This window comes from Campylobacter peloridis LMG 23910 (assembly GCF_000816785.1).
In the GTDB taxonomy this organism is placed as follows: domain Bacteria; phylum Campylobacterota; class Campylobacteria; order Campylobacterales; family Campylobacteraceae; genus Campylobacter_D; species Campylobacter_D peloridis.
In genome coordinates this window covers 996,676-1,010,072 of sequence record NZ_CP007766.1, presented here as the reverse complement: position 1 = coordinate 1,010,072, position 13,397 = coordinate 996,676, and the positions used below count along the sequence as shown (strand labels likewise).

Sequence of the window (13,397 nt, the reverse complement as noted above, 5' to 3'; positions counted from 1 at the left end):
TATATTTTGATAAATATAAAAATTATTCATGAAGTTTAATATGTATTATTTCGTAATTTTTTATTTTTTTTCCTAAAATTTTACCCCATCCTAATTTGGAGTGAGAGTAATCTCCTAGCTTAAACAGCATTCTTTTATTAAAAATAATTTTAAGATATAAATCAACACAAAATTCATTGTTAGTTAGAAATAATATACTTTCTTTAAGCTCTTTGTATTTTTCTGCGTTTGGAAAGTATTTTAAAGCTTCATCATAGTGTATATCTTTTATATAAATAGCTATTTTATTTTGGTAAGATAGAAATTTTTTTCCTAAGATTAGATTTTTTCCTAAAATATGATTTTTACTTCCTAATTTATTTAATTGTATGTGTCTTATGTAAATTTGATGGGGTATATTTTCTATAATATTTAATTGATTTTGTAAATTAAAAGTGATTTGTAAAATTCTTTCAATATAACTTTTAGGTCTTCTTAAACTTAGTAATAACGGTGCAAAAGGCAGATATCTCTTTGCAATTTTTGTGTCATTGATACCTAACATAGAAAATAGTATTTTAGAAATTCTATCGTTGAAGTTAATATCAAAACTTTTTGGATAATTGTTAAGAGTGGTAATTTCAAAAAAAATCCAAAGAAGATAGTGATTGAAGAAATCAAAAAATAAACTCCATCCATCCCCGCCATCCTCATTCCTAGAGAGCTTGTCTAGTATATAAGAAGGGAGTTGTGATGTATTACCTTGTAGACCCATAAAATTAATCATAATTTCAATGGGAAAATCACTAATATTTTTATTGAATTTTACATATTCGATTTCTTTGTTAGGATGCATTAGGGCATTATTTACCCTTAGAAAAATATCTTCTTTGGGATGATCTTTTAATAATTTTTTAAGAAGTTTATAAAAGGTATAAGAGTTTGCATTGTTCATAATATAGGTTTAATTCCTTTTTTAAAAGGATAGTGTATAGTCACTTTTGAGTTTATGCATTTAATTTTTAATTCACAAAATGAATTAATACTCACAAAGGATGATAAAAATTCTGAAATTATTAATCCTAACTTATAAACTTCACCTAAAGAATAAAATTTAGAATCATCTATACTTATAATACTCATAGTGCCTTTTTTTGTAATATGCTCATCAATTAAGTAGCTTGGTTTTGACTGTATGTCAATTATTGAAGAGGTAAGTAATTGACATACTACTTCAGAAGTTTTATCATCGGGAAAGCTATAGCTTTCTAAAACTTGAAAAAAGGATGTTTTTGTTAAAAGAGTTTGGTAACTAAATGACAAAATAGAAACTAATTTCCATAAAAGATTACCATTGGTTTTAACTTGCTTGATCGACGTTGGAATGGTAATGTTTTTCGTAATAGCATCTTTATAAAAAGGTATAAGATTAATATCGCCTATTTTTAAATGGGTCGGTAAATTTTTATTACAGCATAATACATCTATTGTGATTGTTTCATTTGTATTGTTTGAGGAAAAAAACGATATTTCTTTGAAGTTATCTTGCTTGGAATTTGATTTATTTGTAATGTAGTAAAAATCTTGTATTTTATTTTGCATAAATTCAAAACGTTCAAAATTTTTATAATTTTTTAAAATTCTACTCCCGCTGTCGCTATTATGTGCTTTGACTTGTTTTATTTGAACTATATCATATGCATTTAAATTTGTTCTATCGATGAAAATTCTATATCCATTTTTCGAGTGATTATTGATGATAGGTTCTGCTGTTTTTTCGAAAATATTAATGATTGGTGTTGTCGATAATGAGAATAATTCATTTTTTATAATACAATTTTTAGGAAGTGTCTTATTAAATTTAAAAAAAATGCTAATTAACTTACCTTTACACTCATGTAAAACATCCAAGCCTTGTATTGAGATAAAATTAAATTTTTCAGGCAAAAAAAAGTATTCTCTTAGCAAGGAAAAAGATTCAAATCCTAAGTCATTATAAAATAGGCAACTTTCGTTTGGCTTTAAACCCATAGTTTTAATATTATGGGTATTTATTTTAAATTCTTCTTTTGTGTCATGAGATATGACTTTTATTTCTTCTAAATATTGATGCATATAAAAAAGTAATGTAGATGATGTGTAAACATCATCCCCTAAGTATATACTTAGTTTATCTAAACCTAGATGTTCTATGTTTAAATCTTCTCTACTAACTCTAAGTTGTATATCTAATGTATGATATTGTCTTTCACTTCCTAAAAAAACATTCTCTATATTTAATGGATATAGATATACATCATATACTGTTTTAAATTCACATTCACATTTTTCTATAGATACAGATTTAACTGTACTATTTTTAGGAATAATTAATCTGTTGAGTTTGCTGTTTTCGCTAAATTTGAATTCTTGCATACACATAGAAGGTAGAATGTTGGTGTAATTTGGAGAAAGAATATTAATTAGAGATTCTGCAATATAGGGTATATTTTGATCTAATTCTTGATGAATTTTAGAGGTTAATATTGCTAAATTTTCAATAATTCTTTCTATATCTGGATCTTTACTATCGTAAGATAAAAAAGGGGTTAACTTGGGAAATTTATCTATAAAAATTTTCCGAGCATGATTAAGATAAGCAATCTCCTTTTGATAATAATGTATATCATCTTGTGTCATTTTAGATAACCTCGCAATATCGATTATTTTTAAATATAATTTCAATTGCAAATTCTTTAAAATTATCATTACAAAAAACACATTTTAGTAAAAATGAAAGTTGCCAAGGTTTTAAAGAATCATTATATGTGATAGAATTAATTATAATTCTTTTTTCGTATTTACTTATGAGTTTATGAATTTCTTTTGCCATGTTCAAGCAAAGTTCTGTCGAGCTTAAATTTAGATTTTCCATACTAGATAATCCAAAATCTTCAACACTTAAGCAGTCATCAAGTTTTGCATTAAGCAAAACTTGTATATTATTTTTTATTTCTTGAAATTCATTTTGATAAAAAGGGATATTTTGATATTGCTCATCCAATGAATGAATAATTTTATCCAACAAAGACATTTATTATTCTTTATCCAATTTACCTACTAAAGATAGTTCAAAATTTCCACCCATATATTTAAAGTGAGGACGAACACTCAACCCAATCTTATACCATCCAGGCTCCCCTGGTATATTATCCACTTTTACTTGAGCCCCTCTAAAAGGTCTTCTACTTCTAACCTCTGCTGGTGGATTTTCTTGATCTGAAATATATTGTCTAACCCATTCGTTTAAACCATTTTCAATATCACTTCTTTCCTTCCAGCTTCCAATTTCTTCTCTTTGTAGTACTTTTAGATAATGTGCTAATCTTGAAATTAAAAATACATAAGGCAATTGAGTGCCTAAGCGGTAATTTGTTTCAGCCTCTTTTCCTTCTGGTGTGTTTGGAAATATTTTAGGTTTTAAAGCAGAATTTGCTGAAAAAAATGCTGCATTATTGGTGTCTCTTCTTAGAGTTAAAGTTATAAACCCATTTTCTGCAAGTTCATATTCTCTTCTATCTGTAATCAAAACTTCAGTAGGAATTTTAGCTTTTAAGTTTCCAAAATTTTCATAAAAATAAGTAGGAAGATCTTTTACGCTTCCACCGCTTTTTGGTCCTATGATACTACCACACCACCTGTATTTAGCAAAACTTTCTGTTAATCTTGTTGCGAAAGCATATGCTGAATTTCCCCATAATAGATGATTGTGAGATGCATGAACATTTTCTTTGTAATTAAAGCTTTTGATGGGATTTTCTTCACTATCATAAGGCGATCTTGTCAAAAACCTCGTAACCATTAATCCTGTGTATTTAGAATCTTCATTTTCTCTAAAAGTTCTCCATCTTGTGTATTGTGGACCCTCGAGAAGACTTTGTAAATCCTGAATATTAGCTAATTCTGAATAATTTTCTAAACCAAAAAATTTAGGTCCTAAAGAAGTTAAAAATGGAGAATGACTCATTGCTGCTATGCTTGACATTTTATTTAAAAAAGTCATATCTGGACTTGTAGTGCTTAGTTGGTAATCACCAATTATAGCACCAACTGGTTCTCCACCAAATTGTCCATATTCTGAAGAATAAATATTTTTATAAACAACACTTTGGGTGATGTCTGGATTATTTTCGAAATCTTCTAAAACTTCTTCCTTTGTAATATCAAAAAGATTAATTTTAATATTTTCATTAAAATCAGTTCTTTCTACTAAGAAGAAAAGTCCTCTCCAAGTCGATTCTAATTTTTGAAATTCTTCATTATGTAAAATCTCATCCATTTGTTTTGATAATAAATCATCGATATGGGCAATCATTTCATCAAGTGCAAATTTGTTGATTTTATCTTCTATGTTATCGCTTTCAACTATTGCGGAAATAAATTCGGCTACTCCTCTTTTTGCTATACTATAGCTTTCATCATTTCTAGCATATTTGCTTTTTTCCATAATACTTTCAATAATTGGAGTATCAATTACTTTATCTTTTGACATATTATGTTTCCTTTATTCTTCGTTATTTTCTTTTTTGATTTCTAAAAGCAACTGCTCTTTGGTTTTTTCATTTTTTAGAGCATCTAAAACAGCTTTTCTAAAATTTGGAATATTACCCATGGGTCCTTTTAGAGCCATTAATGCTTCTCTAAGGCGCATTAGTTTATTTAACTCTGGCACTTGTTGCACTATATTATCAGGCGAAAAATCTTTCATACTAGATATTTTTAGGTTGATATCTAATTCTTCAGCGCCTCCACCCAAAGTATTTTTAACATTAAATTGGGTTTTGATGTCTAGTTTTTGCATAACTTGATTAAAATTTATTTTGTTGATAGACACAATTTCTCTATCTTCTAAATTTTGTTCATTTTTACCTGTTAAATTAGCCATTATCATAAGTTTTAAAGGTAATTCTATCTCTGCATTTTGCCCGTTTGTTTTTGCCTTGTAGGTTATATTTATGCGTTCTTTTGGTGCACTTGATCCATCAGACATTTTACTTCCTTATTTTTTGAATTAAAATTTATTTTTTAAATTATACATAAAACTAAATAAAGAATAACTAAGTTTATATTTTTTTATTAGTTTTGTTTTTTGCATAATTATACTCATCACTTAAGTAATCCTTTAATAAGGTTTTTTCCATAAGTTCAACTAGTTGTAAGTATATAATTTTTGCATTATTTTTCATATTGTTTGTTTCAAAAACTTGTGCCATGGCTATTAAAGAATTTATATTACAAAATAAAGAATTATTATAATTTTCATTGTTTATTTCAATGAGTAATTGCTCTACTTTTTTATTTTTATCGGATGTGGTGTGTGTTTTTTTATTAGTTTCTTGATTTTGTTTTACAAAATAATTAAATGTATCTTCTTTACACATTAATTCGCCGTTGTCAAATCTTAACTTGGTAATATCTTTGAATTTGAGAATAAAATTACAAGTTAGTAAATTTAAAATTTTCAAGGAGTGTTCTTTTTGATGATGATGTAAAAAATCACAAAATAGTTTAAATCCTTCTATCCAGAAAGGGTTAAGTGAAAGGTTATTGATAAAACATTTTATTTGATCTAACTCATTCGTATTTTTATCTAATAGTAATTTTATTAAATTTCTATCAGGATATCTTACTTTAGTGACAAAATCTGAATGCGGTGGAAGGGTTTTTAATCTTCCCCAAGCTGCTTCTGCAAACAATGAATAAGCATTAGTATTTTCAATGTTATTTTCTAGTAATTCTATTGCTAGATTATTTAATAATGTTCTGTATTCTCTATCGCTAAGATTAGATAATTTTGTGTTTTTTATATCGATATTTACTTGTGTCACTGGAGATTTAAGAGGTGATTGTTTAGTTTGAGTTATTTCTTCTTTAATGTTTAATTTTGCAAAATTACAATTTAAAATTTCGTGTAATTTTTCAAAATATTCATTTAAACTTTTAGCTGTGACTTGTGAGCATTTTGGTGAATTTTTATTAAATTCATTAATAAAATTTTCAACAATTTGTTTGTATTTCTTTTTTTGATTTAATAGTATAGAAGATGTTTTACTTATATTTTCAGGTTTTTCTCGAAATAATTTTTCTGTAAAAATTATTATTTCTAAAAATATTTTAAAACACTCTTCGTTATTTAATGCTAAACATGATAAAGAAAAGTAAGCGAAAATTTTCATATCCATCGAGTTGTTTTGTAAAATATCTAATGAGTATTCATATACCTTATCCCATTGTATTTTTTCATGATTTAATGTTTTGTATTTTGTCATCTCTTCTTCAAGTAAATGAAATATCTCTAAGTTTTCTAAATTTTCTTCATAATGATCACAGAAAATCATTTTTTATCTCCTAAGCACTATTGAAAGTTTTTTTAATTATAATAAAAAATAAAATTATAGTGTTATTTATTTAAGTATTTTTTTAAGGATGGGAATGAGAAAAATTTTTGTTATGTTGCTCATGGGGTTGTTTTTAAGTTCTTGCTCTAGTGTTGTAAGTGTAAAGATTGATAATATAAAAAATTCTAATTTAAATAGTAGAAATGATGATGTTCCTTTGACTGTTATTGTGTATCAACTAAAAGATGTAAATAAATTTATAAAGGCTAGTGATTTAGAGCTGATTAATAGAGAGGATGCTATACTCGGTAGAGATAAAATTGACTCGATTAGACTACAAATTGCCCCTAAAGATAATATTATTGCTTTTAAAGTTATAGATGAAGAAGTGCCGTATATTGGTATTTTGGTTTTATTTGCAAATAATACTAAAAAGGTAACAAAAATTTGGGCAAAAACAGATGATGCTAATGGTTTTGGAACTAAAAAAACATTAAAATTTGAAATAACAAAAGATGGTGTTAGACATATTTAATCTAAGGAAAATATAATGGCGGATAAGCTAAAAGTAGCTTGGTTTAATGGGCTAAATATTGATAAAATTCATTTTGAGCAACAAGAACGATATTTTGAAAGAAATATTAATCTTAAAACAATTTCAACTTTCAATAATTTATATGGAATAATTGATTTAGAATTTTCCAATGAAATGTTAATGCAAGGAAAAATAGCACTTAAAAGAATTTCTGGAATTGCTAAAGATGGTAGCATTTTTAATGCACCAGAACAAGATGAGCTTCCAGAGCCTTTGGAAGTTAATTATGATTCTTTGGTAAATTCTATTATTGTTATTAAAATTCCTATGGGTTTATCCTCTATAGCAGATATATCTTTACACAATAATATACCTAATTCAAAATACATTAGTTTAAGAAGTGTTGTAGCTTCAAGAATATATGATGATAATACTAATGATGTTTTTAAACATACTGATTTGGAAGATGAATATGAGAATGATAATATTACTTTCTCTCAAGAAAAAATAAGCATTACTTTAGCTAGTTTAAGATTGAAATTGGGCTTTTTAGGTAGTAAAACTCCAGATGAACTTGAAATTCCTATAGCAAAAATCAAAAATATTGATTTAAATAAAAAAATAGAGTTAGATGAAAGTTTTATACCCACTTGTTTAGATTTAAATAAATCTTCGTATATTAAATCATTTTTAGAAGAAATTTCGCATTCAATTAAACAGCATAAAGAAATACTCACTGAAGTATTTAAGGGTATAGATCAAACTAAAAACACCTTGGATTTTAGTACTTATTTATCGCTTAATCTTTTAAAAAAATGGTATTTTATTTTTTCATATATAATCAATAAAGATAAAATACATCCTGAAAATTTATATGAAAAATTAGTTGATTTTCAAGGAGATCTTAGTGCTTTTGGTACTGAAAGCTCCTTTTCTGATTTTATAGTATACAATCATGATGACTTGACTAACACTTTTTTACCACTTACTAATCAACTGAGAGTTTTATTTGCAAAAATAACTTCTCCAAAATATACTATGGCTCAAGTAATTGATAATAACAATGGATTTTATGATTTGTTGTTTGACAATCCTACGGTTATTGAAGAGGGCGAATTATTTTTAGCTATTAGTGCTGATGTTAATCATGAGTATTTATTATATAATTTTAAAACTCAAAGTAAAATTCATACTCAAAGTAGGATAAAAAGTATAGTAACAACACAATTACGAGGGATAAACATAGAGCAAATTTCAAATATTCCATCTTCTATACCTTATTTAAATGGTTATATTTATTACAAGTTAGACAAAAAAGATGAGCTGTTTAAATACTTTAAGGGCGAAAATGTTATAAGTTTATATCTAACAACAAATATAAAAAACCCTGATATAAAAATGTGGGCTGTATTTTAAGGAGTAATATGCAAAAAGAATCACATTTTAAAGAAGGATCTTTACTTTTAGAAAGTGATTTAAAAGGTTTAGAAATCAATAAAGTTGTTGATAATTGCTTGGAAATTCTTTTACTTGTTTATAGATTATCTAAGGTTCATTCTTTGGATGCTGCTTATATAGAGAATTTAAAAGAAAAGCTTGTAAATGAAATATTGGTTTGGAGTTCAAGATTAAGTACTTTTAAAGAGTATGATGAGAAAGATATTATAAAATTAAGATATTGTTTATGTGTATTTGTAGATGAAAGTCTAATGAAAAATGATTTATTTATTAATAGCTCTTGGGCAAATCATACTTTAACCGTGAGGTTATTTGATGAGACTCTAGGTGGTGATAATTTTTACGATATAGCGCTTTCTTGGTTGTCTAATCCATCCAAAAACAAGGATTTTTTGGAATTCATATATGTTTGCTTGATTTTAGGATATAGAGGAAAATATTCTCATGAAAAAGATGTTGAGGAAAAAATTATTTATTTTTGTAACAATATAGCATCGGCTTTAACTCCTCTTATAAATTTAACAGATGAGACAGCTTTTGATAAGGCTTATAATGGAGCTAATAGGGAAAAATTTTGGCAGTATTTTCAACGCAGATTTATGAAATTTGCGTTAGTTGTTATACCTATTGGATGTATTTTAGGTTTTTTCATTTTTGCAATTTTTGATTTGCAAACTCATAATATTAAAATCGATTCTAATATTAGCAGTTTGATTAAGAATATAGAAAAAATATAAGATTACATTTTTTCAATCATTTCTTTACTCCATCCTTTAGGGAGATTTTTTATACTAGGATAATATGGTTTTAAAAGTTCAAAGAAAACTTCTTCGTGGTATCTGCTTATTTGAAAATAGTATTTGCCTAGAGTAGAGGGAGTGTAGAACTCATCCTTTTGGTTGTTTTTTTTAGTGTATTGAATATTAGGTGTGTTAATAAAATTATATTTATATTTGATTCCAAATTTTATTTCATCATTATATTTTAATCTGTTTATAGTTTTTGAATGCAAAATATTTGGAAAATAATCATCTAGATTAATCTCAAAAAACCCATTATAATTAAAATTATAATCAAAATAGTCCACAAAATAACTACCTTGTTTTTCAAATCCCATATTAAATATTTCTTTTTCGTATTTTTTGCTTAATTCATCATTTAAATTTATATAATTTATTTTTGTATCAGCTATATAAGCTGCAGGATTAAAAAGAGAGTTGATTTCATTTTGAAGCATACCTTGAGAAAGTTTTAATATAAAACCGCCTAAGCTAAAAACAAAATAATCATAAAAATACTCATCATCAAAAGTAATCAAATAATCTTTACTTTTTCTATCTTGCCCAGCCAAATAATCTAACATAGTAAGCAATAAGGAATTTTTCTTAATTAAACGATTATTTTTAAAACCTTCTACTTGTCTTTGAGTGATTATTCCTAAATTACCCAATTCTTCATAAAATTCATCATCAAACGCATAAGGTTTCATGCCATTATCTTTATAAATTTGGTCTATATAGCCTTGAATTATTCTTACATTTTCACTATGAATTTCTTTTACATAAGATACGATTTGTTCTTGATTTAGTATAATTGTATTTTTTTCTATTTTACATTGGTATTCTAGGTTTTTTGGGTTTGTTATATGGTAATTGCCTCTAGTTGTTTTTATTTTTTTACCAAGAATATTATCTTCAAAAAAAATCGCTTCAGGTTCAACATAATCATTATTTTTTTCAGCTATCCATAGAGGATTCTTTATTTTCTTAACCTCTTCTTCTAAATTTTCAATACTTGTAGGTATGTATTTTGGTAGGAGTTTATTGCCTTTTTTGTTAAATATGATTTTACCTAAATAAATGCCAAATTTGGGATTATATGTAATGTGGATTTTATTTTCTAAATCAATATGGTTGAAAAAATACCAATAATTTTTTTCGCTAGGGCATATATTATTAAAACATTTTATATTAGTATTTACACCTAGATAAAGTGCATTTGGTTCTTTTCTAGTTTGTAAAAATTGTTCGTGTTTTTTTGTATCTGGTTTCTTGTATCTCATCTTAACTCCTTGATGATACTTTCTTCTATTGCTCTAGCTTCTGCTTCGCTTGGCTGAAAAAAATAAACATCCGGTATTGTTTTATTTCCAAATTTTTGATCTGTTTTATTAAAATAAATATATTGATTGCTATAATAAATATAGTGTTGCAAGACATCATTATTTGGTTTTTTTTGATGCATGTATGCGTGTCGTATTTCGTGTATAATAGTTTTTAATATTTCCTCTGTATTTTCTATATTGTTTATATTGATTTCAATAATAGCTTTGTCTTGATTATAAAAACCAAATAAACTACTATCATCTGATGAGATAAATTCTGTTTTTATATTTAATTTAAATTGATTGTAGATTTCTTCAATTAATTTTTCCCAATACGCAATAGGATAATTTTTATTGGAATTATAGTTGTGTTTTTGTATTGTCTTTTTAATTGTATTTTCATAGTAAATTATATCTTGAAAATAATCCCCATATTTTATTTGCATATTCTTTGTTGATTTGACTTGAAAATATATTTTCGCTAAATCAAACCTATAATAAATATAAGCAATTTTTCCAGCAAGTTGAGGGTAGGTTTTTAATTTTTCAATTGAAAATTGATCTATACACAAAAATGTAGATAATAAAAAATTATAAGCGTCATTAAAATTTGCTATTAAATTCAAATCGAGCCATTGTTTTAAGTATTTAGTATCGCTTGGTATTTTACCCCCAAGCACCCCCTCTCTTACACTATCATCATCTCCAACTCCCACTCTAAAGCTCATATCTATGATGATATAATGATCTTCTAAATTAGGTATAGTTTTTTCACTGCTATAAGCAAATAAAACTATATAGTATTTATAATCTTGTATGTCTTCTTTAGGCTCATTGCTTCTACTTATAGGTAAGCAAAAAGATAAAACATTATCTTCATAGCTTTCATTATAAATCAAATCATCATTTTCAAACAATACCTTAAGATTTTTTTCATCAATATAGCCGTTACAATCATGTAATAGCAAGTCTAATTTTTCTTTGCTTTCACATTCTACAAAAGCCCATTTTAGTTTTTCATCGCTTTCTTTTTCTAGTTGTAAGCTTATATAAGTCCCAGGTGCAAAAGAGGTATTTAAATCTATATTATTACTTGTAAATACAATTTTATTGTTTAGTCTTTGAGGGTATTTAACTTCTAATTCGCAAAGCAATTCTTCTTCATTTACAATATAACTTAAATGCTTTAATAAATCTTCAAACAATACTCCATTAACTATTCCTATGCTGCCATTGCTGCCAAATTCTCCCTTTTCATTAATGTTATAAAGATACAAATCCCCCTTACTCATACTTTCTTTATTCTTGCTTTTTTCTTTTTCATTATTTGGATTTGAAATTTCTATTTCTTTAAAACTTTTAGAGCATTCTTTATCTGTGTATAATCTAACACAATACTTTCCCCAAGTCTTACCTATGCTAAAAGGGTAATCTTTTAAAAAATCAGGTTGTTTGTTGTAATTAATCTCATTGATTTTAAAATAATACTTTCCTTCAGGTAAGCTTCCAAATTTATCTTTAATACTTTCATCATCATAGTAAAAATATGCTTTTTTCTTGGTAGTTTTATCTTTTATATCTTGATAAAAACTAAAAGCAATTTGTTTATTTGATGGTTTTAAATTATCAGCTTTAGCTACTCCACTTCTTGCTATATAAGAAGCTATTAAATCTTTTCCTTTAAAATGATATAAATAAAAACCATCATATTTAAAATAATCTTTATTTTTAAACCTAAGTATAAGTCCTATTTTATGATTGATATAATTATTAAATATTCTTTTGCTATCTTGTAAGGGTTTGGCTAAATAAGCTTTATTATCTTCTAATCTAACTTTAAAACTATGACAATTACTAAAGTCTTTTTCTCTATCAAATCTTATTTTACCTTCTTTATTAGTTTTTAATCTCAATACGCTTTGCTTGATTAGTTTTTCATGATCATACCCTTTTATACTAATGCTAGCATTATCAATAGCCTTGCCATGTTCATCTTGTATGATAAGGCTGATGTAATTTGAAGTAGCAGTGTTGTTTATAATGCTAGTGTTATTGTGGGTTAAATTTAGATCTTGATGGTTTAAATCATCATAAGCATAGTGCTTGCTTATCTTTTTAGGTTCTAATTTTATATTTAAACTATTTTTAGCTAAAACATAGTTTTTAATCTTACAATGATAATAATCATAAGTAATGTTTAAATCTTTGAAAGCATATAAATTATTCTCATCATATTTAAGATAATAATTTATTTTTTCATCATTGAAAGAAAAAATTTCATCTTCCTTTGCGCCTAAAAGAAGTTTTTCATAAAAAAATACTCTTGTTTTTAGTTTATTAAAATCTAGATTATAGTTTTGTTCTAATAAAGCTATATCGATTAATGACTCATCTTTAACAAATATATCACAATTGTTCTCATAAAGATGTAAAAGATTTGACATAGATGAAGCATTGTCAAAAAATATAAGCTTTTTATTTTTATCTTTGTTTTCTAAGATGAAGTGGCTTAGGTTTTTAAGGTGATAAGATACAATCTTAAAATCTTCTTTTGTATCACTTTTTTGATTTAAGTTTTTATTTATTTCTTTATTTTCATTTTTGTTTATTGTTTTATCTTTACTATTTAATTCTTCATTGATAATAAAAGAACTCATATAAGTTTGATAAGCATGTTCTAAATCTTTAAAACCAAGTCTTTTAAACTCATCAATACTTTTATAAAGTTCTTTTCTTGCATTTAAATAAGTATCATTTAGTTTGTTTTTATGAGAGATAAAGATAGTATAAAAACTAGAGTTAAATTCTAATTCTTTTATTGTGTTTTCATCAAATAAAGCTTGCTTATCTTTATCATATAAAACATAATCTTCACAAAAATATAAAGCTTTTAATAGATAGGGTTTTGAATCAATGTTGATGTTGTTGATATCTTGCAAGTTTA

General features: G+C 25.7%; 11 protein-coding genes. 3 read left to right on the top strand and 8 right to left on the bottom strand.

Annotated elements, in window-relative coordinates:
- Positions 1-22: 22 nt before the first annotated feature.
- The 6 genes from CPEL_RS04990 to CPEL_RS04965 all read right to left on the bottom strand — a co-directional run bounded on the left by CPEL_RS04990 (position 23) and on the right by CPEL_RS04965 (position 6,356).
- Positions 23-934 (bottom strand): type VI secretion system baseplate subunit TssG, encoded by a 912-nt coding sequence (locus CPEL_RS04990; RefSeq protein ID WP_044598845.1) that lies wholly within the window; start codon positions 932-934, stop codon positions 23-25.
- Complete coding sequence (gene tssF / locus CPEL_RS04985; protein WP_044598844.1) at positions 931-2,658, bottom strand: type VI secretion system baseplate subunit TssF; 1,728 nt, start codon at positions 2,656-2,658, stop codon at positions 931-933. Before tssF ends, CPEL_RS04990 begins: the two co-directional genes overlap by 4 nt.
- Before the next feature lies 1 nt (position 2,659).
- The gene (locus CPEL_RS04980) at positions 2,660-3,052 is read right to left on the bottom strand and encodes a GPW/gp25 family protein (protein ID WP_044598843.1); all 393 of its coding nucleotides are present in this window, start codon (positions 3,050-3,052) and stop codon (positions 2,660-2,662) included.
- A 3-nt stretch (positions 3,053-3,055) separates the two neighbouring features.
- Positions 3,056-4,510, bottom strand: coding sequence for a type VI secretion system contractile sheath large subunit (tssC, locus tag CPEL_RS04975; RefSeq protein ID WP_044598842.1), 1,455 nt, complete (start codon positions 4,508-4,510; stop codon positions 3,056-3,058).
- Positions 4,511-4,522: 12 nt separating this feature from the next.
- Positions 4,523-5,008: a type VI secretion system contractile sheath small subunit gene (gene tssB / locus CPEL_RS04970; RefSeq protein ID WP_039626294.1), complete on the bottom strand. Its 486-nt coding sequence runs from the start codon at positions 5,006-5,008 to the stop codon at positions 4,523-4,525.
- A gap of 73 nt (positions 5,009-5,081) precedes the next feature.
- A complete protein-coding gene (locus CPEL_RS04965) occupies positions 5,082-6,356 on the bottom strand; it encodes a TssA family type VI secretion system protein (RefSeq protein WP_044598841.1) in 1,275 nt (424 codons plus the stop codon).
- Between the two features lie 94 nt (positions 6,357-6,450).
- On the opposite strand from CPEL_RS04965, the gene tssJ reads away from it, so the two are divergent.
- The 3 genes from tssJ to icmH are packed head-to-tail and all read left to right on the top strand — an operon-like array spanning position 6,451 to position 9,086.
- A complete protein-coding gene (tssJ, locus tag CPEL_RS04960) occupies positions 6,451-6,891 on the top strand; it encodes a type VI secretion system lipoprotein TssJ (RefSeq protein WP_044598840.1) in 441 nt (146 codons plus the stop codon).
- Positions 6,892-6,906: 15 nt separating this feature from the next.
- A complete protein-coding gene (gene tssK, locus CPEL_RS04955) occupies positions 6,907-8,307 on the top strand; it encodes a type VI secretion system baseplate subunit TssK (RefSeq protein WP_044598839.1) in 1,401 nt (466 codons plus the stop codon).
- An 8-nt stretch (positions 8,308-8,315) separates the two neighbouring features.
- Positions 8,316-9,086 carry a type IVB secretion system protein IcmH/DotU gene (gene icmH / locus CPEL_RS04950; RefSeq protein WP_044598838.1) on the top strand — a complete coding sequence of 257 codons (771 nt, stop codon included), beginning with the start codon at positions 8,316-8,318 and terminating at the stop codon, positions 9,084-9,086.
- A 2-nt stretch (positions 9,087-9,088) separates the two neighbouring features.
- Here the strand turns inward: icmH and CPEL_RS04945 are convergent, their stop codons facing one another.
- Both CPEL_RS04945 and CPEL_RS09760 read right to left on the bottom strand, forming a co-directional pair.
- Positions 9,089-10,411 carry a hypothetical protein gene (locus CPEL_RS04945; RefSeq protein ID WP_044598837.1) on the bottom strand — a complete coding sequence of 441 codons (1,323 nt, stop codon included), beginning with the start codon at positions 10,409-10,411 and terminating at the stop codon, positions 9,089-9,091.
- Positions 10,408-11,607, bottom strand: coding sequence for a hypothetical protein (locus tag CPEL_RS09760; protein WP_044599560.1), 1,200 nt, complete (start codon positions 11,605-11,607; stop codon positions 10,408-10,410). Before CPEL_RS09760 ends, CPEL_RS04945 begins: the two co-directional genes overlap by 4 nt.
- Between the last annotated feature and the right edge of the window lie 1,790 nt (positions 11,608-13,397).

What these genes read in the sequence shown, in the direction of transcription:
- CPEL_RS04990 (WP_044598845.1), bottom strand. Translation starts at nt 934, where the DNA reads ATGAACAATGCAAACTCTTATACCTTTTATAAACTTCTTAAAAAATTA.
- tssB (WP_039626294.1), bottom strand. Translation starts at nt 5,008, where the DNA reads ATGTCTGATGGATCAAGTGCACCAAAAGAACGCATAAATATAACCTAC.
- tssK (WP_044598839.1), top strand. Translation starts at nt 6,907, where the DNA reads ATGGCGGATAAGCTAAAAGTAGCTTGGTTTAATGGGCTAAATATTGAT.
- CPEL_RS04945 (WP_044598837.1), bottom strand. Translation starts at nt 10,411, where the DNA reads ATGAGATACAAGAAACCAGATACAAAAAAACACGAACAATTTTTACAA.
- CPEL_RS04965 (WP_044598841.1), bottom strand. Translation starts at nt 6,356, where the DNA reads ATGATTTTCTGTGATCATTATGAAGAAAATTTAGAAAACTTAGAGATA.
- CPEL_RS04980 (WP_044598843.1), bottom strand. Translation starts at nt 3,052, where the DNA reads ATGTCTTTGTTGGATAAAATTATTCATTCATTGGATGAGCAATATCAA.
- tssJ (WP_044598840.1), top strand. Translation starts at nt 6,451, where the DNA reads ATGAGAAAAATTTTTGTTATGTTGCTCATGGGGTTGTTTTTAAGTTCT.
- tssF (WP_044598844.1), bottom strand. Translation starts at nt 2,658, where the DNA reads ATGACACAAGATGATATACATTATTATCAAAAGGAGATTGCTTATCTT.
- icmH (WP_044598838.1), top strand. Translation starts at nt 8,316, where the DNA reads ATGCAAAAAGAATCACATTTTAAAGAAGGATCTTTACTTTTAGAAAGT.
- tssC (WP_044598842.1), bottom strand. Translation starts at nt 4,510, where the DNA reads ATGTCAAAAGATAAAGTAATTGATACTCCAATTATTGAAAGTATTATG.